Origin of the sequence: Microbacterium sp. SLBN-111 (assembly GCF_049739645.1) — a bacterium.
Taxonomy (GTDB): Bacteria; Actinomycetota; Actinomycetes; order Actinomycetales; family Microbacteriaceae; genus Microbacterium.
In genome coordinates, this window is sequence record NZ_JBMGQH010000001.1 from 3,015,993 (window position 1) to 3,038,705 (window position 22,713).

Genomic DNA, 22,713 nt, shown 5'->3' on the forward strand with positions numbered 1-22,713 from the left:
GTGCGATGTCGCGCGTCGTGAAACTGGCCGTCATCCCCGGTGACGGCATCGGTCCCGAGGTCGTCAGCGAGGCCGTGAAGGTTCTCGACGCCGTCACCGCCGACTCCGGCGTCACGTTCGAGAAGACGCCGTTCTCGCTCGGCGCCGCACGGTACCTCGAGACCGGCGACACCCTCACCGACGCCGACCTCGCCGCGATCGCCGAGCACGACGCGATCCTTCTCGGCGCGGTCGGGGGAGTGCCTGGTGATCCGCGCCTGAAGGACGCGAACATCGAGCGGGGCCTCCTGCTCAAGCTGCGTTTCGAGCTCGACCACTACGTCAACCTGCGGCCGTCGAAGCTCTACCCGGGGGCGACCGGTCCGCTCGCGAACCCCGGCGACATCGACTTCGTCGTGGTCCGCGAGGGCACCGAGGGGCCGTACGTCGGCAACGGCGGGTCGATCCGGCGCGGCACGCCCCACGAGGTCGCCAACGAGACGTCGGTCAACACCGCCTTCGGGATCGAGCGCGTCGTCCGCTACGCGTTCGACCTCGCCGAGCGTCGGCGCCGGAAGCTCACGCTCGTGCACAAGACCAATGTCCTCGTGCACGCCGGCGGCATGTGGAAGCGCATCGTCGACGCGGTGGCGACGGAGCACCCCGAGGTCGACGTAGACTACCTGCACGTCGACGCGGCCACGATCTTCCTGGTCACGAACCCCAGCCGCTTCGATGTGATCGTCACCGACAACCTCTTCGGCGACATCTTGACCGACTTGGCCGGCGCCGTCACCGGTGGCATCGGCCTCGCCGCTTCGGGCAACATCAACCCCGACGGCGCGTTCCCCTCGATGTTCGAGCCCGTCCACGGATCGGCGCCCGACATCGCGGGCACCCAGAAGGCCGATCCCACGGCCGCGATCCTCTCGGTCGCCCTCCTGCTCGACCACCTCGGGCTCGAGAGCGAGTCCGCCCGCGTCACCCGCGCAGTGGAAGACGACATCGCCGCCCGGGACGCCACGCCGCGCAGCACCGCGCAGATCGGCGACGCGATCGCCGAACGCGTCCGGGCGTAACCTGGACCGATCGGCCCGCGCCGCCGCCCGCGCTCCCCGACACCGTGTGAAAGAGACCATGACGACCATCGACACCGACCCCGACACCGGACTCGACCCGCTCGAGTTCGCCGTCACCCGCAACCTCGCCGCGAAGAGCCCGGCTCAGCGCGACGAGATCCTCGCCAACCCGGGCTTCGGGCAGCACTTCACCGACCACATGGTCGACGTCTGCTGGTCGATTCGCGGCGGATGGCACCGTCCCCGTGTCTCGCCGTACGGTCCCATCTCGCTCGACCCCGCCGCGGCCGTGCTGCACTACGGTCAGGAGATCTTCGAGGGCATCAAGGCGTACCGTCACGCCGACGGGTCGGTCCACACCTTCCGCCCCGACCAGAACGGTCGGCGCCTCCAGCGCTCGGCCCGCCGTCTCGCGCTGCCCGAGCTTCCCGTTCCGTACTTCCTGCAGTCGCTCCGCGAGCTCATCGCGGTCGACGGCGCGTGGGTGCCGTCGGGCGACGACCAGAGCCTGTACCTGCGTCCCTTCATGTTCGCGAAGGAGGCGTTCCTCGGTGTCCGCCCCGCGCACAAGGTCGCGTACTACCTCATCGCGAGCCCCGCGGGCGCGTACTTCAAGGGCGGCGTGCAGCCGGTGTCGATCTGGCTGAGCGAGGACTACTCGCGCGCCGGCAAGGGCGGCACGGGCGCGGCGAAGACCGGCGGCAACTACGCGGCGAGCCTGCTGCCGCAGTCCGAGGCGTACGAGAACGAGTGCGACCAGGTCGTGTTCCTCGACCAGGACCGCAACATCGAAGAGCTCGGTGGCATGAACATCGTGTTCGTCTACAAGGACGGCACCATCGTCACGCCGCAGTCCGACTCGATCCTCGAGGGCATCACGCGCGACTCGCTCCTGCAGCTCGCCCGTGACCGCGGCCACCACGTGGTCGGCCGCAACGTCTCCCTCACCGAGTGGCGTGAGGGCGTGGCATCCGGGGACATCGTCGAGGTGTTCGCGTGCGGCACCGCCGCCGTCGTCACCCCGATCGGCACGCTCAAGGGCAAGGACTTCATCGACGAGCAGCCCTCCGGCACGCTCGCCCTCGAGCTGCGCCAGGAGCTCACCGACATCCAGTACGGCCGCGCCGAGGACAAGCACGGCTGGCTGTACCGCCTCGACGCCTGATTCGCGTCGCACACGAAGGGGTCCCCACGCGGGGGCCCCTTCGTCGTTTCCGCCCGCGGTGCTCCGGGGCTCCAAGGCTCCGAGGCTCCAATGCTGCGATAAACGCGATCCACCGCAAGAAACGCGACGGCGGGGCGTTTCTTCGCGTGGATCGCGTTTATCGCGGAGATGGGGGACGCGGCCGCACGCCGACGGACGAGAACCCCGGATGCCACGTCGGAGGCCCCGGATAGGGTGGAACGGTGAAGATCGCTCGGTTCAGCCACCAGGAAACCCTCCGATACGGGATCGTCGACGACGCGGAACTGGTCGTCCTCGCGGGCGATCCGCTGTTCGCCGGCTTCGAGACGACGGGGGAGCGGATCCCGCTGTCCGAGGTGACGCTTCTTGCACCCGTCATCCCGCGCTCGAAGGTCGTGTGCATCGGCAAGAACTACCACGACCACGCCGCCGAGATGGGCGGCGAGGCGCCCGCCGAACCGCTGATGTTCCTGAAGCCGAACACGTCGGTGATCGGCCCCGACGACGTCATCGTCCGCCCGACCGCCCTCAGCTCCCGCACCGACTACGAGGGCGAAGTCGCCGTCGTGATCGGCCGTATCGCGAAGAACGTTCCGGCCGAGCGCGCCGCCGACTACATCTTCGGCTACACCGTCGCCAACGACGTGACGGCCCGCGACCTGCAGAGCCGCGACGGTCAGTGGACGCGCGCCAAGGGCTTCGACACGTTCTGCCCCGTCGGGCCGGTCATCGAGACCGAGCTCGACACGGATGCCGCGATCATCACGACCCGCGTCAACGGCGAGGTGCGGCAGAACGGTCCGATGTCGGACATGATCCACAAGGTCCCCGACCTCATCGCCTACGCCTCGGCGGTGTTCACGCTGCTCCCCGGCGACCTGATCCTCACCGGCACGCCGGCCGGCATCGGCCCGTTCGAGGCCGGCGACACCGTCGAGGTCGAGGTCAGCGGAATCGGAGTGCTGCGCAACACCGTGCGCAATGCCTGACCTCGCGGCGGGCGCGGCGGTCGACGTCGCGCTCGTGCAGCGCCGCACGGTCCGCGTCCTCGCGGCCGGGCAGGTGCTCGCCGGGGTGGCGTTCGGTTCGACGCTGTCGCTCGGCGCGCTCCTCGCCGCCGACCTCTCGGGGCAGGAGGCGCTCTCGGGCTTCGCGACCGCGTCCGTCACGCTGGGCGCCGCGCTCACCGCGATCCCGCTCGCGCGCCTGGCGTCCCGGCGCGGCCGTCGCTTCGCCCTCAGCACGGGCAACGTCATGGCGCTGGCCGGAATCTCCGTCGTCATCGCGGCAGCGGCACTCCGGCTCTTCCCCCTGCTGCTCGTGGGGATCGCCCTCATCGGGGCAGGAAACGCGGGCACGCTGCAAGCGCGTTTCGCCGCGACCGATCTCGCGAGCACGGCGCGGCGCGGGCGCGACCTCGCGACGGTCGTCTGGGCGACCACCGTCGGGGGCGTCGTCGGGCCGCTCCTCCTCGCGCCCGGCGAGGTCCTGGGCGCGAGCATCGGGATGCCACGCCTCACCGGCGCCTACCTGTTCTCGTTCGCGGCCCAGGCGTGCGCCCTCGCGCTGTACGTCCTCGTGCTGCGACCCGACCCGCTGCTCCTGGCGCAGCGCCGCGACCGCGAGAACGCGGCGGCCGCCGTCGCCGACGCGGTGACGGACCGGCCCGCCCTGGCCCGCTACGCGATGTTCGCCGTCGCCGCCTCGCACGTGACCATGGCATCCGTGATGGCGATGACGCCCGTGCATCTGTCGCACATCGTCGCTCCGGATGCTGTGACCCTCGCGGTGGGCGTCACGATCGCGCTGCACGTCTTCGGCATGTACGGCCTGTCCCCGGTCTTCGGCATCCTGGCCGATCGCATCGGGCGGATTCCGGTCGTGGTCGTCGGGCAGGTTCTGCTCGCGGCGGCGCTGGCTGTCGCCGCGACCCTGTCGTGGTCGCAGGCCGGCGTGCTCGTCGCGCTCGTCCTGCTCGGCCTCGGGTGGAGCGCCGCGACCGTCGCGGGTTCCGCGCTCCTCACCGAAGCGACGCCGCTCGCGTCACGTCCACGCCGACAGGGGCGGAGCGACACGCTGATGACGGCGTGCGCGGCGGTGGGCTCGGTGCTCGCCGGCGTCATCCTGAACGGCGCGGGATACGGCGGGCTCGCGCTCTGGGCGCTCCTTCCTGTCGCGGCCGTGTGCCTCGGCGCGCTGTGGGTCAGACTGCGAGCGTGACCGGCGCGGAGCGCAGCGCTGAAAGTGCCCGATCGACGTCGTCCTCGTCGTTGAACACGTGGAAGGCGACGCGCGCGCGACCGGCGCGCCCCGACGCGAGGATCCCGGATGCCGTGAGTCGGGCGAGCGCGCAGCCGTCGGCATCCGGCCACGTGACGATCGCCGAGGGGCGTTCCGGCTCCGCCAGGTCCATGCCGGCGCGGAAGCGCGCCGCGAGTCCCGTCGTATGCGCGTGGATCGCGGCTGGGTCGGCGGAGGCGAAGAGCGCGAGCGCGGGGGCGGCGCCCACGAAGGCCTGCCACGCGGGCGAGACGTCGAAGCGCCGGGCATCGGCGGCGAGCGGGGCCTCGACGCCGTAGCAGGACGCCCACGGGTCCTCTCCCGAGTACCACCCGGCCTGAACAGGCCGCAATTCGCGGGCGAGGGCGGGGGAGAGGGTGAGGAACGCGACCCCGCGCGGCGCGCACAGCCACTTGTACGCGTGGCAGACCGTCGCGTCGAAGAGAGTGGCATCCACGGGCAACCATCCGGCGGCCTGGGTCAGGTCGCAGAGCGTCCGGGTGCCGGTCCGCGCCGCGGCGGCGGCGATGGCAGCGGCGTCGGCGACCTCGCCGGTCGCGGACTGCACGAGTGAGAACGCGACGAGCCAGGTGTCCGCGGTCATCTCGTCGGCGAGTCGACCCAGCGGAACCGACCGCAGACGGACGCCCCGCCCCGCGTGCGCGAACGGAGCCACGAGCGATGCGAAGTCGCCGTCGGCGCAGAGCACCTCCGCGCCGTCGGGGACCGCGGCGGCGATGAGCGAGACGGCGACCGAGGTCTGGGCGGCGATCGCGACGCGCGACACGGGCGCGCTGACGAGTCGTGCGTACGAGCGCCGGGCGTCCTCGACCGCGCGCGTGGCGGCGCCGACATCGGGACGACCGGATGCCGCGGCCTCGAGGTCCGCGGTCACGGCCGCGACCGTGGCGCGCGGCGGGAGCCCGAGCGTGCAGGCGGCGAGGTAATCGCGGCCTCCGGCGAAGTGTGCGGCGAGGGTCATGCGTCCAGGGTGGCGCGACGACGGACCATTGCACTACGGGATGTTTTGCATGAAAAGCATCCGCAATGGTTATGTATTCGCATGAGCGACGCGCTGCACGACGACGGGCTCGACGCGCACGCCCTCCGCGTCGTGAAGGCCATCGCCGACACGGGCTCGATCACCGCCGCCGCTCGAGCGCTCGGGTACAGCCAGCCCGCGGTGAGTCAGCAACTGCGGCGACTGGAGCGGCGGTCGGGTCTACCGATCGTGGAACGCGTGGGTCGCGGGGTGCGGCTGACTGAGGCCGGATGGGTGCTCGCGCGGCATGCGGCCACGGTCACCACGGCGCTGGATGCGGCCGCCGGTGACCTTGCGGAGCTGCGGGGGATGCGCGCCGGTCGGGTGCGGATCGCCGCGTTCCCCTCGGCATCCTCGACGGTCGTCCCGCGCGTGATCGCGGCGCTGACCTCCCGACGGCCAGGCGTCGCGCTGAGCTTCGTCGAGGCGGAGCCGCCCGAGGCGATCGCCGCCGTCCGTGAGGACCGGGCCGACATCGCCCTGATCTACAGCTTCCCGGGCGACCGGCGCGAGCAGCTGGAGTCCGCCGCGACGGGGCTGACCGTGCGCACGGTCGGCGGCGACGACACGGTGGTCGTCGTCCCCGCGGATCACCCGGTCGCGAACAGCGACCCCGTCGACCTGTCGCTGCTGGCGGGGGAGCGGTGGATCGCCGGCTGTCCGCAGTGCCGCGGCCACCTCCTTGAGGCGTGCGGTCGCGCCGGGTTCACGCCCGACATCGCGTTCGAAACCGACAACTACGTCGCCGTCGAGAACCTCGTCGCGCAGGGCGTCGGCGTCGCCATCCTGCCGGGGATGGCCGTGGCATCCCTCCCGCTCGTCGCGGGGATCGCGGTGCCGCGCCTCCCGGTCGCCGAGGCCCGCACGCTGCACGTCGTCACCGCCCGCGGGGCCGAGCGCGTGCCCGCCGTCGGGGCGGCTCTCCACATCGTCGACGAGGTGCTCGCGGATCATCCCCACCCGACGTCTCCGCGCCCGGGTCGCGTCGGCGCCGCCGAGTAGGATCGGGGGGTGTCTGCCACCCCCGATCCCCGCACCACGACCGCCACCGGCGCCGACGTCCGCGTCCGCTTCTGCCCCTCACCCACGGGGCTGCCGCACGTCGGTCTCATTCGCACCGTCCTGTTCAACTGGGCCTACGCGCGCCACAACGGCGGCAAGCTCGTCTTCCGCATCGAAGACACGGATGCCGCGCGCGACAGCGAGGACAGCTACCAGCAGCTGCTCGAAGCGCTGCGGTGGATGAACATCGACTGGGACGAGGGCGTCGAGGTCGGCGGACCGCACGCGCCGTACCGGCAGTCGCAGCGTCACGAGATCTACCGCGAGGTGCTCGACAAGCTCATCGCCGCCGGCGCCGTGTACGAGAGCTACTCGACCGCCGAGGAGATCGACGCGCGCAACGAGGCCAACGGCCGTGCCAAGCAGCTCGGCTACGACAACTTCGACCGCGATCTCACCGACGAGCAGAAGGCGGCGTTCCGCGCCGAGGGGCGTCAGCCCGCCTGGCGCCTGCGCGTGCCCGACCACGACCTGAGCTACGTCGATCTCATCCGCGGCGAGGTGACGTTCCCCGCCGGGTCGTTCCCCGACTTCGTCCTCGTGCGGGCGGGCGGCGTGCCGCTCTACCCCTTCGTTAACCCCGTGGATGATGCGCTCATGGGCATCACCCACGTCATCCGGGGCGAAGACCTCATGCCGTCGACGGCCCGTCAGCTGGCGCTGTATTCGGCACTGGTGGATGCCGGTGTCACGACGTTCATCCCGCGTTTCGGTCACATGCCCCTGGTGCTCGGCGAGACCGGCAACAAGAAGCTCTCGAAGCGCGACCCGCAGGCCGACCTGTTCCTGCAGCGCGAGAAGGGCTTCATCCACGAGGGCCTGCTCAACTACCTGTCGCTGCTCGGATGGTCGCTGTCGAGCGACCGCGACGTGTTCTCGCTCGACGAGATGATCGCGGCGTTCGACATCGCCGACGTCAACCCGAACCCGGCGCGCTTCGACCAGAAGAAGGCGGAGGCGATCAACGGCGACCACATCCGGATGCTGGATGCCGACGACTTCGCCGCCCGCATCGTGCCCCACCTCGCTGCAGCCGGGTACGTGGCCGAGGAGCCGTCGGAGGAACACCGCGCGATCATCGCCGCGGCCGCGCCTCTGGTGCAGGAGCGCGTGCAGCTGCTCGGCGAGGTGCCCGGGATGCTCGGCTTCCTCTTCGTCGACGAGGTGTCGTACGCCGAGGACGCGCTCAAGGGCCTGCCCGCCAACGCCGCCGAGGTCCTCGTCGCGTCGGTCGGCGCCCTCGAACTCGTGCCCGAGGGCGAGTTCACCGCCGCCGCGGTTCAGGAAGCTCTCTCGGCCGCTCTCGTCGACGAACTCGGCCTGAAGCCGCGAGTGGCCTACGGCCCGCCGCGTGTGGCCCTGACCGGCCGTCGCGTCTCGCCGCCGCTGTTCGAGTCGATGGAGCTGCTCGGCAAGGCCGAGACCCTCCGCCGCCTCGACGCCCTGGTGCAGCACCTGGGCTGACGCGCCCGTCGCGCCGGGCGTGCGCGTCCCGTCGTAAGCGGGCGCGCCGTCACCCGACGTTGCAGCTCGCTCTGTCGGCATCCGGGCTCCGTGTCCTTGATTCAGTGTCCAAGACACGCGGATGCCATGCGCTGGCGTCCGCGTGTTCTGGACACCGAACCTTCGTGCCTACTTCCCCGACGCCTCCCGGGAGCTGCGCGACGGGGCCAATCGTGCCCGGCGCGTGAGGGGAGCGCGGCACGGCACGGCCCCCGGTGCCGGAACTCGGGCCGCATGTCGAGCTGCTCCATCCGGTACGTTGCCGCACCCAACTGAGTGTCCAGGACACGCGGATGCCATGCCTCGGCGTCCGCGTGTTCTGGACACCGAAATCAGGTGTCGTCGGCTGTCGCCAGCGCCGGGGCACAGCGCAACGCGACCGGCTGCGCCGCGGCTTCGTCCGCGCGCCGAGCCGCAGCGCGCCGTTCGCCGATGCTTCTCGAGTGGGTGTCCAGGACACGCGGATGCCATGCCTCGGCGTCCGCGTGTTGTGGACACCGAAGCATGCGGAGAGGGGCATACGAGCCGTCGCGACGCGCGCGGGCGGGCGCCGGTTTGGCGCTCGGCCCGGTGTCACGTAAGCTTGATCCTCGGCACGAACTTCGGTTCAGCGCCTTGGGGTATGGTGTAATTGGCAACACGGCGGTTTCTGGTTCCGTTGTTCTTGGTTCGAGTCCAGGTACCCCAGCCACATAGTTCTTATTCGAACCAGGCGAACGAGCGAACCGCTCGGAAGCCGTTTTACCTCCTTCGGCGGTTACGCCGGAGGAGGTTTTGGTTTGCGTTGCTTCTCGCTGGGGGAGTGCGTGCCGGACGGCAAGACTTGCCTCGTTGCGCTCGCTCTGGATATCGAGATCCTCGTCCACGTCGATCAGTAGCCGAGCGAAGAAGGCGGTGATGAGATCGCGCCGTGCGCTGTTCGGCGCCTGCCCATAGAGCTGGCCCCATCTGAATTGCCGCAGGCACGTCGTTGGTATGTCTCAGCTCGATTCCTTCGATTCGATGTGTGCGGCGAGTGGGCGAGTGGGGTGGAGCAAGCGCGAGAGGTAGTGACGTACGGCCGGACAAGGCCCGCATGTAGCCGTCCGCGGTGAGTCAATCGATGATCTGCGGTCGCGAGGACGGCTCAGGAGGAGCGCGAGGCTTGACGACGCCCCAGGGTCCGCGGGAGGTGCCGCGAACCTAGATGATGCCGGCTGAGCGTAGGCACTCCGTGAGGGTCGCCCTGCCCACCTCGTCCCAGCCGACAATCCAGATGCCCTCGGCAGCAAAGGGCGTGCTGATTTCGGGGGCGAAGCTACCGTCGATGATGAGGAACCGTATCGGAATCTGGAGCATGCGGAGTTGTCGGATGGCGCCGGCGAAACCGCGGGTGCGAAGGTGGCCCTTGACCTCGATGGCGGCTTGCTTGCCGTCGCCGTTGGTGAGGAGGAAGTCATAGCCGCTGTCGCCGGCGTGAGATGGTTCATTGAGCTGGAGGTTGAACTCTTGGCTGATCGAGCGCAACGCTTCGCTGATGGTCTGCTCGAACTGTTGGTCTGTCACCGGGGGGAGGTGAACACCGTTTGCCTCGGCAACGTCGAGTATCCGCTCCTTGGTCTCCGCGGGAATTTCTGGATCGGTACTGAGTTGGTCTAACGTCCTTCGGAGTCGCTGTGCTCGGCTGAAGACGACGCCATCCTTGTTGACTTGAATGAGGCGTTGACCCGTAAGGGAGACGTAGAGAAAGCCTGCGCCGGCAACGACGAGGAGTGGGACACCTGCGACGTTCGTGTCCTTGATGAAGACAGCGATTGTCCCGAAGGTCATGATTGCTAGGCCCGCTGCACCAATGAGCCATCGAGACCACGCGGGCAACCCTGCATCGGCCGCGTCATCCTCGTCTTTGTCCGACATGATCTACAGGCTAGTCATCATCAGCATCATCGGCGTCGGTAAGTCGCGGGATTTTGATGGCGCACCTTGTTGGCGATGGATGTCGCTGGTTGCCTCGGCTTGCGCGACGGCACGCGCGGAACGCCACCCCGTGTAACAGCTCGTGCCGCTGCTTGAGCTCCCGCATCTTGGCGCCTGGTTCGTGCTCAGCAGCGAGCGTATTCGTGAGCACCTCACTCACCTTCTGTTTCTCACGACCAGGCGATCTGGGCACTTGTCACGCCTTGGTGCCCTGCTCAATGGGGAGTGTCGTTCTTGCTGTCCTCCTGAGGCCTCCAGCACCCATAGAATCGCGATGATGGTTGAACATGCGTACTCGACGTTCGATCACCCGTTGGCGAGCTTCGCGCAGGTCTCGGCGAAGACGCCCAAACGGCTGGTCGTCTTCCTGCACGGATGGAAGGGACACGCGGACACTACTTGGGGTGGCTTCGCAACCGAACCTTCGTCCAGCCAATGGTGGAGCGAGTCGGATCTGCTCTTTCTGGAGTACGACTCCGTTCACGCGCGCATCACGACAACTGCGGACCGCCTGCGACAGCACCTACCCACGTTCTACCCGATTCCCTACCAGGGGATGCTTGTCCGCGACGGACTCATGGTCCGTGCCGACGTCACGACTCCGTACGAGGAGCTTTACCTCGTCGGGCATTCATTGGGTGGTCTCGTGCTGCGCGTTGCGAAGTTGGAAGCCATGACCGAGTGGGAGCTCCGCGACTTTAAGGACATTTCGCGGAACGACATCCTCGACGGAATACTTCGCTTGTTCAGCCCGGCTATAGCCGGATTTGATCCGACAGGCAGACTTGGTGCCATCATGGAGTTCGCCCCCCTGCGGTGGATAATTGATCTGTATCTCGCGTATGGCAGCGCCACGAAGGAGCTAGGTGTGACCTCGTTGCTTCTTGCGGAGACGAGGAGCCGCACCGAATCGTACGGCTCTAACCCTGACTATCGCTCGCTCCTTGGAGCTGCGATCCTTTGGGCGGAAAACGAGAGCGTCGTCAAGCCCCATAAGTATCGCATAGACGTGCAAAGAACCGCGGAGGGAAGGGATCATCGGTCCGTTTCCAAGCCTGAGGTCGGATATATTCTGCCTTTCAAGTTCGTTGAATTCGGGGACATATGATGGTCGTCGCCGATTTTTCCGCCTTCCAATCACGAAATCTGCATACGCTTATTGATCGCGGCATCGATGCAGTGTTCTCCGTGCGCGAACACACCGGAGAAAATCTCGTCACCCTACATTTCGAGGAGGAGGCTCGAGCGTGGCGTGAGATGCAGATCGGGCCTGGAGTGCAAGGCGCGCTGATGCGCGCGTGGATGGGTGTCAACTACCACACCGTGTACGCCGTGCATATGTTCCACACATCTTCAGCGCAAGAGTGGTCGGAGTGGACTAGCAATGTCAAACGGGCGCTGACGGAAATAGAGGTTGGAGGAGGTGGCATAGCGATTCCTGATGCGAACGCTCTCACGTTGCTCGGTGCCGCCGCGGATTATCATGTCGACGAACCCCAGACGCCTGCCAGCTGGCGCTCGATTTCGCTGCTTCGGAGCAGGTACATCGAGCGTTACGCATTAGTTCATGAACTGGCGGACACCCTCCGCACGCTTCTGGCTTCCCATGAGGCGGTGACGGAGGACGTTCGTGAGATCACAATGCGTCGGCTATCGACTTCAATTGGCGAGCGCCTGCCTGCGCGCTCTGTGAGAGGGACTAGCGTCGACTCGGCAGCTGTGGCGCCGCGGTCCGTGGTGATGATGCTTGCACAGCGTCCCACTCTGACCGAGGAGAAGATCGGGGAGTTCCGCAGCCGTTTCGTCATCGAGCCGCTCGAGCCCGGCTTCGGTTACACGATCGGCAACGCGCTGCGTCGCAGCCTCCTGTCGTCGATCCCCGGCGCGGCCGTCACGAGCATCCGCATCGATGGCGTCCTCCACGAGTTCAGCACCATCCCGGGCGTGAAGGAAGACGTCACCGAGATCATCCTGAACATCAAGCAGCTCGTGGTCTCGAGCGAGCGCGACGAGCCCATCACGGCCTACCTGCGCAAGACGGGTGCCGGCGAGGTCACGGCGGCGGACATCTCCGCTCCCGCGGGCGTCGAGGTGCACAACCCCGAGCTGGTCATCGCCACCCTGAACGACACCGCGAAGTTCGCGCTCGAGCTCACGATCGAGCGCGGCCGCGGCTACGTGTCGGCGACCCAGAACCGCAACGAGTACGCCGAGGCGGGCCAGATCCCGATCGACGCGATCTACTCGCCGGTGCTCAAGGTCAGCTACCGCGTCGAAGCGACCCGTGCCGGTGAGCGCACCGACTTCGACAAGCTCGTCCTCGACGTCGAGTCGAAGCCGTCGATCGCCCCGCGCGACGCCGTCGCCTCGGCCGGTCGTACGCTCACCGAGCTGTTCGGTCTCGCCCGCGAGCTGAACGTCGAGGCCGAGGGCATCGAGATCGGTCCGGCGCCGGTGGAGACCGTCCTCTCGAACGAGCTGTCGATGCCGATCGAAGACCTCGACCTCTCGGTGCGCTCGTACAACGGTCTCAAGCGCGAGGGCATCAACACCGTTTCGGAGCTGGTCGCCCTGTCAAAGACCCATCTGATGAACATCCGCAACTTCGGTCAGAAGTCGGTTGACGAGGTGCGCGACAAGCTCACCTCCCTCGGCTTGTGGCCGGAGGACTCCGTAGCTAGAGTCGAGGGCACTCAGTCGCGTAGGGGCAATGCCGGCACCGGCGACGGTACTGCGACAGGGCCGGATAGCGTGTAGCACTCACCTGAATCGTCATGAATTTCGGCTGAAGCTGTTGCGAGTCGCCCATTCAGCCGCACGACTCAGGTCCTGCCGGTGCTGCGTAGGTGATGCTATTGTCGCGATGCTCTTGGCGGAGGTCAACGTCTTGCGCGCGTGATCGAAGTAGGGGTTGTACCGCAACGTTGAGCGGCGCGGTCGCGGGAAGCGAAGAAACGCAACAAACCCCGCCAGTTCTGGAGTCCGATTTTACAGCAATGACCCCTAGGAGCCTTTCCCTCTCCTTGGTGACGCAGAACCGATCTCCTGTATCGCGGCGACAAGCAGGCCCCCGCCCACCCCGACTACTGCACCAAGGATGAAAGTCATCATTGCATCCGACTCTGTGGAGCCTGGAACGGTCCCTATGAACGGTGTGCCGATGCGAGTCGTGCTGTAGCTCCATTTTGGTAGGGGTGTCATAAAAGTTGGGACGTCGTTTCCAGCGTCCGGAACGATTCGCGATGACGTCCATTCGTACTCCCCGAGCCTGGACCCTTCATAGCTCACGACAGCAGGAGCGTCGGGAGCGACCTCAGTTCCCGAGCTGGCCAGCACTGTCGTGATGTACCCGGCGCACCTACTCTCGCTACATTCCATAGGCTTCCATGCGTTAGCAATACGGAATGTCGCGAAGGCGTCTGGCAGCGTCGACGGAGGGCGCAAGGACGTGGGCGCGGACATCTGGACGAATCGAGTTGGAGAGCGCCCGAGATAGTTTCCCTCATTGGCTGTCTGAGTGCAGGATTCTGGAGTGGGCTCGCAAGTAACTAGGGAATCATCGCTACCAGGGACCCACAGCGAGAGGTTCACCCATTCTGAGCCCGTTCCAGGGTCCACCGATGTCCCGACCACAAGGTCGTGGGTGCCGTCGGTATTCTCGTGCACTGTTACATTTACCCAGCGCACCGCAGCCGCTGACCCGACGATCACTACGATCGGCGTGGGCGGGACCGGATTCGCGGGGCGCGGAAACAGCACGGTAGCCAAGCCGAAGCAAGCGGCCGCGAGTGTGACGTAGCTCAGGATCTTCACAACCACCGTGCGTTTCGAAGACATGGTGCGATGATGGCACACGGTCACTCAGCGCCTAGCCACGCAGGGCAAGCGCTCGTCGGATCAAGGAAGTGCGATTTGCGGCAGTCCGGACACCTGCTCGGGTAGGACGAGAATGCAACGCCCGCTGCCCAACTTTTCCTACCGTTGTGGGGTTGCTAACTCCGTGTAGGACGGTCGTTGCCTAGCTCGTCCCGGCGCCTAGCGCCGGGCTATTGAGCACAAACCCCTCGCGTCCACCACAACCAGTTGAGCTAAAGCGCGTGGTACGACGCGCTTCTTGTGGCAGGTATTTGGGCGAACGTCATCGTTGGCCCCCGGCCGGATCGTTCGGGTCGCGTCGATCGGACGGTTGGCACGCGACTGGTTCCGTCGTTCACTAGAGCCAGCGGGTGCTGCGGCCCAGTCGCGGCCCCCTTGCCGTCCTCGTTGTTGGTCTGCGGTCTCGTAGAGAACCAATCGAGTTCTCGGCCGCACCCGTCAAGGAGGTGACCCGCCCTCATGAGCGAGTCCAACGTCAACACCCCGCCCGCCCAAGCCGCGTCCGCCAACGGACTCGGTTGCGGTCCGATCAAACCCCTCGCGGTCAGACTCAATGAGTCCACCCGCACCCAGCTGGACATCATCGCCCAGCTCAATGGGGAAGCAGTCCTTGACCGCGTCTTCGGGTCGTGCTTGACGCAGCGCTCTGAACGTGACGCCGTTCGACAACCCGTGTGTCTTCTCAAGCTCGCGCATGTTTGCACCCGATTCGTGCCTCACTCCCCGCCGCCTACGCCTGATCCTCGAGGTTCCCCGCTAGTCTGCTCAGGACCGCGGGCTACGGGGAGTGTCGTGTTAGATCGCATTGAGATATTCGGCTATCGGCGCTTGAATCGTGCGAGTGCCTACGTTGGACGAAAGATGGTCGCATTCGTTGGGCCGAATGAGGCCGGTAAGAGTTCGATCCTGTCCGCTCTTCGTCTCTTTGCTTCGGGCAGCGCTATCCGTGTGACGGATGCGACTCGAAGCGTGCGCGGTCAGCCACTAGACCCGAACCGGGTGGTGGTTCGACTGTCGTTCACGCTGACGAGCGAAGAGAAAGCCCTAGCCGCTCAGCTGCCTATCGAGGACAAGGAATTGAGGTACGTCGTACACCAGAAGCATGCCGACGGCAGGCGGACCTACAGTTTCGAACCCCCGCCGCGCGTCTCGACGTCGCCAAGACTGGGCCTCGCCAAGGCATGGCCAGCCATCGAGAGGCGACTTGCCCTTGTGCTGGATCAGCTCGAGGAGGATGAAGTGGAGGACTTCGATCAGGATGAGCTCGACGCAGTCTCTGCGTTCCTGAAGGGCACGGGGAGCAAGCCCGGGAGCGAAGTTTGGGACTCCGTGAATGCGGCGATCACCGAGCACGCCGCGGGTGACCCAAAGCTCGACACAAAGGTAGCGGCCTTCTCGCTGTTCTACGAGTGGGGACGCCCGCGTGCAGAAGTATCGCGTCTTGTTTACGAGCGTCTGGGGATGCAGGGTCCGGTGTTTGCACAGTTTGGGGATGAACACCGCGTCATTCGGTCGGAATACAACCTGTCTGATTCCGATACAGAACAATCTCTTGGGTTAGCAAATCTACTCCGCCTCGCTGGAATCACTCTCGACCGAATCCGTTCCTCGGCTGGTGACTCCGGATATCAACGCACGCTTGTGGACGACGCGAACCGCAGGCTAGAGCAGTTCTTCACTCAAAAGTGGAAGCAGGAGCAAATCACAGTCGGTATCGACGTGGACGGGGAGGTCCTGCGGGTACATGTCCGCGACCTCGTTGTGGGAAGCGCCGGGTGGATGGACATCACCGAGCGAAGCGATGGTTTACGGACGTTCGTTGGTCTGGCGGCGTTCTTGGAGTCGGGAGGATTCGCTCGGCCGCCAATCCTTCTCATCGATGAGGCGGAGCATCACCTTCACCAGAACGCGCAGGGTGACCTGGTTCGAATGTTGCAAGAGCTTACGGCTGTGGAGCAGGTCCTTTATACGACTCACTCGCCCGCCTGCCTGCCGTCGGACATCGGTAACGGCGTCCGCTTCGTGGAGCCGATTGACAACGGCCACTCGCGCATCAGGCACGACTTCTGGACTATCGATCGGCAGGAGCATGTCGGCTTCAACCCCCTGTTAATCGTGATGGGCGCAGGTGCCGCAGCGTTCTCGAGTCTCCGTCGCGCGCTCATCGCCGAGGGCGAGTCAGATATGTTGCTCCTCCCTACCTTGATCAAGCTTGCCACAGGCAACGCGGACCTGGCCTACCAGGTGGCTCCAGGCATCGCGACAGCAAATACATCGGAAATGGCCAGCCTTGACCTCGTCGCAAGTCGAGTTGCATACATGGTCGACGGGGACGGCGGCGGGGCCAGGTGGAAGAGTCAGCTTCTAAACTCGGGCGTCCCGAGAAGTCGGATTCGTTCCCTTCCTGACGGGGTCGGGCTGGAGGATCTCCTGGACCGCGCGTTCTACCTGGATTCTGTTGCGCGACTCGGCAACCTTGACCGAGCCTCCCTAGACAAAGCGGCGACGGATGTCCCGATCAAAACGGCGCTCGAACAGCTCAAGGTCCGAGGTCTGCCGGGACCTGTGGCTGTCGCAGAGTTCCTGCTGGGCATGCATGAGTCACACGAGCAGTTGATCGTGCTGAAGACGTCAAGCAGGCGCGTTCTAAGAGATCTGGACGCATGGGCGCTAAAGTCCCTACGCGCCGACGCGCGACCCTAACGGCGCACACACGGCATGACGAGCAAATCCCGCCCAGCGACTCGGTTCAGTGTCACCGGATGGGTCACGAGGGTGACCGGACCCCGCTCCGACTTTCACTACGATTAGGTTCGTGTCGCTGGCAATTTGAGACAGCGCCGATGAAAGGACTGTCTGGTGGCAAAAGGTCATCTGTGCCCTCAGTGCGGCACGTACACACTGCAGCGCATCAGCACCAACTGGATGCAGTGCACCTCGTGCGGGCTAAAAAAGCCCGTCGACTAGGCTCACCACCCACCGGGCGTGTGACAGGACATGGTGATGGATCACGGCCAGGTTGATCGCGGACTCTCCCGAGGTCATTCGCTGATCCGTGGAGCGCAAGCTGCGCGCGTGCTGAGCGCGGAGGCGCAGATCGCGGGCGAGGTTCGTGAACGCCTCGGATCGTTGCTGGATCTCCTCGAAGAGTGCATCGCAGATCGGTCCTTCTGGAGATCACTGTCTCAGGCGGACTTCTACTCAGACGCGTACGCGGTACGAGGATTAATTGGCGTCGGCTCTGCGCCGTGGGAGGAGCTCCTTCGAGCCGGTGGCTACAGGTCGCCTCCTCCTCCGTCCGCCGATCAAGTCGCCGCAGCGCTTTCGATGAATGTCCGCCACGCCATCGAGTCTGACCCACCTGGGCACTGGCGCCGTAACCCCTCGTTCGTGCTCAATATCCGTAACCGGCTCAAGCTCCATGTTCGCGTCCTGCGCGATCGCCTTCAACTCAGTGCGCATCCCAAGGGCGCACGCGAACTTCCGTTCGTGGCGAAAGTGACGACGGACGCTGCGATTGACACCGCGGCAGCTCTCGCGTTGCCGGCGATCGCGGCCGACACGGGTGGCGCCGGGGGCTTGGGCGTCGTCGCTTCGCTCCTTTCTACGGTTGCCGATCGGACATGGAGTGCTTTCGAGGAACATCGGGACCTGCGCCGACCGCTATCCCGCCGTCGGGAACACGACCCAGTCCTGCAACTTCTCGCATTGATGATGGACACTGTTCAGGAGATGCGGGTCCACGCCAGCATGGAACTCTCGGACCCTAGGTGGGCTCAAATGCTCTCCGATCGCTTGGAACGAGAGGCTTCCTGGATGAGCAAGATAGTGGACGCATCCGACGGCAGCTTCCCGCAGTGGCACCAGATCGACAAGTTCGCCTCCAAGGTGCGTCACGTCGATGGTGGTCCTGATGCGCGGCTGCTCATCCACCTCCTCCAACAGCTTGAGGACGCTTTCGCGGAGCGCGCGTACTGAGCGAGGCGGGATGCGGACCATTTTCATGCATACCTAAATCTCCTGCTCGATGCAGCGCTCTGAACACGACGCCGTGCGACAAGCCATGTGTCTTCTCAAGCTCTCGCATGGTTGCACCTGCTTCGTACTCACGAGCTAGCCGTCGAATGAGTGCCTCACTCACCTTCCGTTTTTCGATAACCAGTCCCTCGCTTCGTAGGAGTCGGCAGAGGGCAGACGCTGCGACATCAACCTCGCCTGCGAGGGTTCTGACACTCTCGCCTTCGCTGTGACGTCGAACCAGTTCCCCGATGCGCGCCCGAGACAGTCTCTGGCCCAAGGGTGTGGATCGTCGACGAGGCGCCTCAACGGGCGCGAACCCGCCCGACGCTGCCGCCAATGCACGCAGTCCATCAGGGGTCAGGGCGACCGTCGATTTTCCCGAATAGAGGTCGAGTAGGACAGCCATATTTCGTATCGAATGCGGGCGCAGCCCATTCACACATCCTTCGGCGGTTTCGCCGGAGGATGTTCTGTTTCCCGCCGGTGCCCGCGGCCGAGTACCCGGGATCTTGGTCTGGACGGGCGCGCTGAGTGGGGCCAGGATGAGAATCCCTTGGCCGGACGAAAGCTCGGCGGAGGGCTGAACCTCAATGCGCACTCACCCCGGGGGCGGTGGATCGACCATGGAGCACTTCCGTCGCGTGGCGACCGGGTTGCTCATCGCCATGGCATTGGCGGCGGACACGACGTCCGCGGCGCGAGCGGCGGACGGTGACGCAGAGGTCCCGGCCGACGTCGCCGACGCGTACTCGTCGGCTGCCATCGCAAACCTCCGGGACATCGACGCCTCCGCGAACACCGCTGACGGGCCCAAGGTCCCCGATATCGGCTCGGCAGCCCTGTTCGGCGTACCTCGGCAGATCCACCTCTGGAGCCCGGCGCTCATCGCGGGCGAAGTCGATGGAGATGCCGTCGCTCCACTCGATGAATGGTTGGCGCCGATCGTGGGGGCAGATGGCGACCTCGTCGGGACGTACCGCGTCTGGCGCCCAACCGCGGGAAGCACGGCCGAGTACGCGGGGTACAACGACGACGACGATCTGGCGCGAGCGCTCGACGGCCTGGATGACCGCGCGACTCTCGTGTCCGACCCGACCATCGATGCGTGGTACGCCGTGCGAGACGGGGTGGTGACCGCGCTCAACGCGTCCGCCTCGCGCGAGGTGCCGTCACCGGCATCCGTCGATGAGATGCGCGGGGTGGTTTCCACGCGCTATGCCGAGGCGATCGCGGGTGCCGGGCAGATCAGTATGCATCCTCTGACGCTCGGCATCGGCGCCATGCTCCTCGTCGCGTCCGCGGCCGGCGCTGTCGTATGGGCGACCGCCCGTCGCCGCGCGCGCTGAGACGTCTCGCGGGCGAGACGCCCGCCTGTTCCTCGTCTCATCCCATTCGCCGCCCCGGCGCAAGGGGGATGCGCGCTGCGTCGACTCGGGTGCACGCTGGCGGATGCATCGGGCCCGGGCGCGGTTCGGCTTCTTCGCCGAGCAGACGCCGGGGGTTCTGCAGAGTCGAAAGAGGAAACCCATGGATCACGAAGGCGCCGAATCAGGAACCGTCGGCATGCGCGCGATGTTCTGGGCCTGGATGGGAATCATCGTCGTCGGTCTCGCCGTGATGATCGTCCTCCCGCTGGCGGGGCGGTGAGAATGCGCCGCTTCTTCCGTGAGCAGGGACTCAGCATTGCCTTCCTGATCATCTTCCTCGCCGCGCTGATCGGGCAGTCCTTCGCGGGATACGCCAACAACAACGAGGAGCTCGAGTTCCATGGACTCGCCACGATCGGGTACTGGGAATTCGTGACGTCGTCGGACTTCCTGGTCGACGTCGCGGAGAACTGGCAGTCGGAGTTCCTGCAGTTCTTCCTGTTCATCTTCGCGACGGTGTGGCTCGTGCAGCGGGGCTCGCCCGAATCGAAGAAGCCGGGCGACGAGGGTGTGGGTACCGACGAGGAGCAGCTCGTCGGCCCGCACGCGCACCCCGACTCGCCCCGGTGGGCGCGCCTCGGCGGACCCGCGGGGTGGGTGTACTCCAACTCTCTCCTCATCGTGATGGGTGCGATCTTCCTGCTGTCGTGGTTCGCGCAATCCCTCGGCGGTACGACGGTCGCGAATGAGGAGAACGCACAGCACGGAATGCCGAGCGAGACGTGGCTGCAATATGTGGCGTCCCCGGAATTCTGGAATCGGACTCTGCAGAACTGGCAGTCGGAATTCCTTGCGGTGGGCGCGATGATCGCCTTCTCGATCTACCTGCGCCAGCGCGGATCGAGCGAGTCGAAGCCGGTCGGCACGCCGCACCACACGAGCGCGGTCGAGACGGAGTGACCTCTACCGGGATGCCAGCCGTGGCCCGTCGTACGCGCGCACTGGCGGGACCTCCCCGTCGTACCGCTCGATCGACACGGCCACCCGGGCGCCGCTCGACGCCTGCGTGAGCTTCGACGTGCCGATGTCCTTCGTCAGGACGTTGACGTTGCCGTTGATGCAGTCGGCGATCCCCGGCGCGCTCGGGTCGTACCAGGCTCCCGTGTGCATCCGCGCGACGCCCGGCAACAGGGTGTCGGTGGTCACGACGCCGGCGAGCAGGCTGCCCTGGGCGCTGCGCACGATCGCGACGTCGCCGTCGGTCAGGCCGCGCGCCGCCGCGTCCGACGGATGCAGCCGGACGGGCTCGCGTCCGGCGACCTTGGTCGACCGGCTCGGTGCCGCCATGTCGAGCTGGCTGTGGAGTCGGTGCGTCGGCTGCGTGCACAGCAGCTGCAGGTCGTAGGGCGAGCCCGCCGCTTCCGCGGTGTCGATCCACACGGCGTGCCCGGCGGTGTCGTCGAGACCGAATCCGTCGAGGGTGTCGGAGAACAGCTCGATCCGCCCGCTGGGGGTGTCGAGCGGGTGTGCGTCGGGGTCGGCGCGGAAGTCGGTGAACGCCCCGTCCCGGTAGTGGTGCTGGGGGAGGGGCGTGCCGCCCTCGCGCCAGAACTCGGCGAACGGCGGGGCGTCGGGGATCTCGGGGCGCTGCCGCCAGTCCTCGTAGATCTTCTCGAGCCATTCGTGACTGTCGCGGCCCTCGGCGTAGTCGGCATCCAGTCGCTGGGCGAGCTGGTCGTAGATCCAGAACTCCTCGCGCGCGTCGCCGACCGGTTCGACCGCGCGCGGCATGGCGCGAAGTCGCGTGTCTCCCGCGCCGGCGGCGAGGTCGTCGCGCTCGAGGCCCGTGGCCGCAGGGAGGACGATGTCGGCGTGCCGGGCGGTCGGGGTCCAGTGGAACTCGTTGACGACGAGCGTGTCGACGGCCGCGACCGCGCGACGCAGACGCCGCAGGTCCTGGTGGTGGTGGAAGGGATTGCCACCGGCCCAATACACGAGCCGGATGTCGGGGAGGTCCAGCGTGCCGCCGTCGTACGGGATCGTCGGTTCCGGACGCAGGAGTAGGTCGCTGATGCGCGCGCACGGGATGAAGTCCGTCACGGGATTCGTGCCCTGCGAGAACGTGGGGAGGGGCACCGGGGCGACCCCGACGCCGTAGTCGCCCATCGAGCCGTATCCGTGCGTGAATCCGCCGCCGGGCAGACCGATCTGGCCGAGGAACGCCGCAAAGGTCACCGCCGCGAACACCGCCTGCTCGCCGTGCTCCGCGCGCTGCAGCGAGTAGGTGACGTTGACGAGCGTGCGTCCCGACGCGGCGCGTCGCGCCAGGTCGCGGATCGTCTCGGCGGGAACGCCGGCGATCTCGGCGGCCCACTCCGGGTTCTTCGCCACGCCGTCGGGCTCGCCGCGCAGGTACGCCCGCACGCGGTCCGCGCCGACGGTGTGCGTCGCGAGGAACGCGTCGTCCGCGAGGCCCTCGGCGACGAGCGTGTGGGTGAGGGCGAGCAGGAGGGCGGTGTCGGCTCCCGGGCGGATGCCGAGCCACTCGGCATCCAGTTCGGTCAGGGTGTCGTCGCGCTGCGCGGAAACCGACACGATCCGCGTGGAGGCCGCGGCGGATCGCGCGAGTCGGGAGACGACGTGCCGGTCGTGACCGCCCGGCACCACCCAGGTGTTCGAACGGCGGAGGCCGCCGAACGCGATCAGCAGGTCGGTGTGCTCGGCGATGTGTCCCCAGGACGGCGGTCGGCTGCGCAGTTCGCGCATGCCGATCGGCCCGATGAGGTGGGGGAGCAGGACGAGGCTCGCGCCACGGCTGTAGTCGTTGATCGAGCGCGTGTAGCCGCCCAGCGAGTTGAGGAACCGGTGCAGCTGGCTCTGCGCGTGGTGCAGACGGCCGGCGCTTCCCCAGCCGTACGAGCCGCCGAAGATCGCGCGGTTGCCGTGCGTCGAGCGGACGCGCCCGAGTTCCGCGGCGAGGAGATCGAGGGCCTCGTCCCACTCCACTTCGACGTACTCGTCGTCGACGTCGCCCCGGTGGGCGTCCGGACCCGGACCGTTTTCGAGCCACCGGCGCCGGACGGCCGGGCGCGTGACCCGCGACGGGTGGTGCTGACCCTCCGCGACCCCGGTGATCGCCGGCGCGGCATCCGGATCGTCGGCGTACGGCCGCGTCGCCACGACCGTCCGGCTGTCTCCCGACACCTCGACCTCGAAGGTTCCCCAGTGGGCGCTGCTCTCCTGCGTTCGCGTCACCCTGCCATCCTCGCGCGCGCCGGTCACTCGGCGTTCCTCCGGGCGCAACGCAAGGACATCGGCATCCGGATGCCGCCTCCCGCACGACCGCGCACACGAACCTCCGTA

At 66.8% G+C, this 22,713-nt stretch carries 15 protein-coding genes, 1 tRNA gene and 1 pseudogene; 14 read left to right on the forward strand and 3 right to left on the reverse strand.

Annotation, left to right across the window (positions count from 1 at the left end; translation table 11 throughout):
- Window positions 1-5: 5 nt before the first annotated feature.
- The 4 genes from RKD05_RS14005 (at window position 6) to RKD05_RS14020 (ending at window position 4,464) form a co-directional block, all read left to right on the forward strand.
- Window positions 6-1,058 carry a 3-isopropylmalate dehydrogenase gene (locus tag RKD05_RS14005; RefSeq protein WP_424710883.1) on the forward strand — a complete coding sequence of 351 codons (1,053 nt, stop codon included), beginning with the start codon at window positions 6-8 and terminating at the stop codon, window positions 1,056-1,058.
- 58 nt (window positions 1,059-1,116) lie between these two features.
- Window positions 1,117-2,223: a branched-chain amino acid aminotransferase gene (locus RKD05_RS14010; protein WP_424710884.1), complete on the forward strand. Its 1,107-nt coding sequence runs from the start codon at window positions 1,117-1,119 to the stop codon at window positions 2,221-2,223.
- Window positions 2,224-2,465: 242 nt separating this feature from the next.
- On the forward strand, window positions 2,466-3,233 hold the full coding sequence (locus RKD05_RS14015) for a fumarylacetoacetate hydrolase family protein (RefSeq protein ID WP_424710886.1): 768 nt from the start codon (window positions 2,466-2,468) through the stop codon (window positions 3,231-3,233).
- The gene (locus tag RKD05_RS14020) at window positions 3,226-4,464 is read left to right on the forward strand and encodes an MFS transporter (protein ID WP_424710888.1); all 1,239 of its coding nucleotides are present in this window, start codon (window positions 3,226-3,228) and stop codon (window positions 4,462-4,464) included. The genes RKD05_RS14015 and RKD05_RS14020 overlap by 8 nt, the downstream gene beginning before the upstream one ends.
- Here the strand turns inward: RKD05_RS14020 and RKD05_RS14025 are convergent.
- Complete coding sequence (locus tag RKD05_RS14025; protein ID WP_424710890.1) at window positions 4,448-5,506, reverse strand: aminotransferase class V-fold PLP-dependent enzyme; 1,059 nt, start codon at window positions 5,504-5,506, stop codon at window positions 4,448-4,450. The two genes, RKD05_RS14020 and RKD05_RS14025, sit on opposite strands and share 17 nt — an antisense overlap.
- Window positions 5,507-5,587: 81 nt before the next feature.
- Here RKD05_RS14025 and RKD05_RS14030 point away from each other — a divergent pair, with 81 nt between their 5' ends.
- The 3 genes from RKD05_RS14030 (at window position 5,588) to RKD05_RS14040 (ending at window position 8,822) form a co-directional block, all read left to right on the forward strand.
- Window positions 5,588-6,568 carry a LysR family transcriptional regulator gene (locus RKD05_RS14030; protein ID WP_424710891.1) on the forward strand — a complete coding sequence of 327 codons (981 nt, stop codon included), beginning with the start codon at window positions 5,588-5,590 and terminating at the stop codon, window positions 6,566-6,568.
- Window positions 6,569-6,577: 9 nt separating this feature from the next.
- Window positions 6,578-8,092 carry a glutamate--tRNA ligase gene (gene gltX, locus RKD05_RS14035; RefSeq protein WP_424710893.1) on the forward strand — a complete coding sequence of 505 codons (1,515 nt, stop codon included), beginning with the start codon at window positions 6,578-6,580 and terminating at the stop codon, window positions 8,090-8,092.
- Between the two features lie 655 nt (window positions 8,093-8,747).
- A tRNA-Gln gene (locus RKD05_RS14040) sits at window positions 8,748-8,822 on the forward strand.
- A gap of 491 nt (window positions 8,823-9,313) precedes the next feature.
- Here the strand turns inward: RKD05_RS14040 and RKD05_RS14045 are convergent.
- Window positions 9,314-10,027, reverse strand: coding sequence for a hypothetical protein (locus RKD05_RS14045; RefSeq protein ID WP_424710894.1), 714 nt, complete (start codon window positions 10,025-10,027; stop codon window positions 9,314-9,316).
- Between the two features lie 334 nt (window positions 10,028-10,361).
- Here RKD05_RS14045 and RKD05_RS14050 point away from each other — a divergent pair, with 334 nt between their 5' ends.
- The 7 genes and pseudogenes from RKD05_RS14050 to RKD05_RS14080 all read left to right on the forward strand — a co-directional run bounded on the left by RKD05_RS14050 (window position 10,362) and on the right by RKD05_RS14080 (window position 20,310).
- Complete coding sequence (locus tag RKD05_RS14050; RefSeq protein ID WP_424710896.1) at window positions 10,362-11,195, forward strand: esterase/lipase family protein; 834 nt, start codon at window positions 10,362-10,364, stop codon at window positions 11,193-11,195.
- 632 nt (window positions 11,196-11,827) lie between these two features.
- Complete coding sequence (locus RKD05_RS14055) at window positions 11,828-12,844, forward strand: DNA-directed RNA polymerase subunit alpha (protein ID WP_424711864.1); 1,017 nt, start codon at window positions 11,828-11,830, stop codon at window positions 12,842-12,844.
- Between the two features lie 1,578 nt (window positions 12,845-14,422).
- Window positions 14,423-14,884: pseudogene (locus RKD05_RS14060) on the forward strand (DUF2813 domain-containing protein); the annotation flags it as partial.
- A gap of 78 nt (window positions 14,885-14,962) precedes the next feature.
- Window positions 14,963-16,666, forward strand: coding sequence for an ATP-dependent nuclease (locus RKD05_RS14065; RefSeq protein WP_424711865.1), 1,704 nt, complete (start codon window positions 14,963-14,965; stop codon window positions 16,664-16,666).
- Between the two features lie 300 nt (window positions 16,667-16,966).
- Window positions 16,967-17,941 carry a hypothetical protein gene (locus RKD05_RS14070; RefSeq protein ID WP_424710898.1) on the forward strand — a complete coding sequence of 325 codons (975 nt, stop codon included), beginning with the start codon at window positions 16,967-16,969 and terminating at the stop codon, window positions 17,939-17,941.
- A 665-nt stretch (window positions 17,942-18,606) separates the two neighbouring features.
- Window positions 18,607-19,329, forward strand: a complete 723-nt coding sequence (locus RKD05_RS14075) for a hypothetical protein (RefSeq protein ID WP_424710900.1) — start codon at window positions 18,607-18,609, stop codon at window positions 19,327-19,329.
- Window positions 19,330-19,632: 303 nt separating this feature from the next.
- Entirely contained in the window at window positions 19,633-20,310 is a 678-nt protein-coding gene (locus RKD05_RS14080; protein WP_424710901.1) for a DUF6766 family protein, read from the forward strand.
- Window positions 20,311-20,313: 3 nt separating this feature from the next.
- On the opposite strand, the gene RKD05_RS14085 is transcribed toward RKD05_RS14080, so the two are convergent.
- Entirely contained in the window at window positions 20,314-22,605 is a 2,292-nt protein-coding gene (locus tag RKD05_RS14085) for a molybdopterin-dependent oxidoreductase (protein WP_424710902.1), read from the reverse strand.
- Window positions 22,606-22,713: the final 108 nt, after the last annotated feature.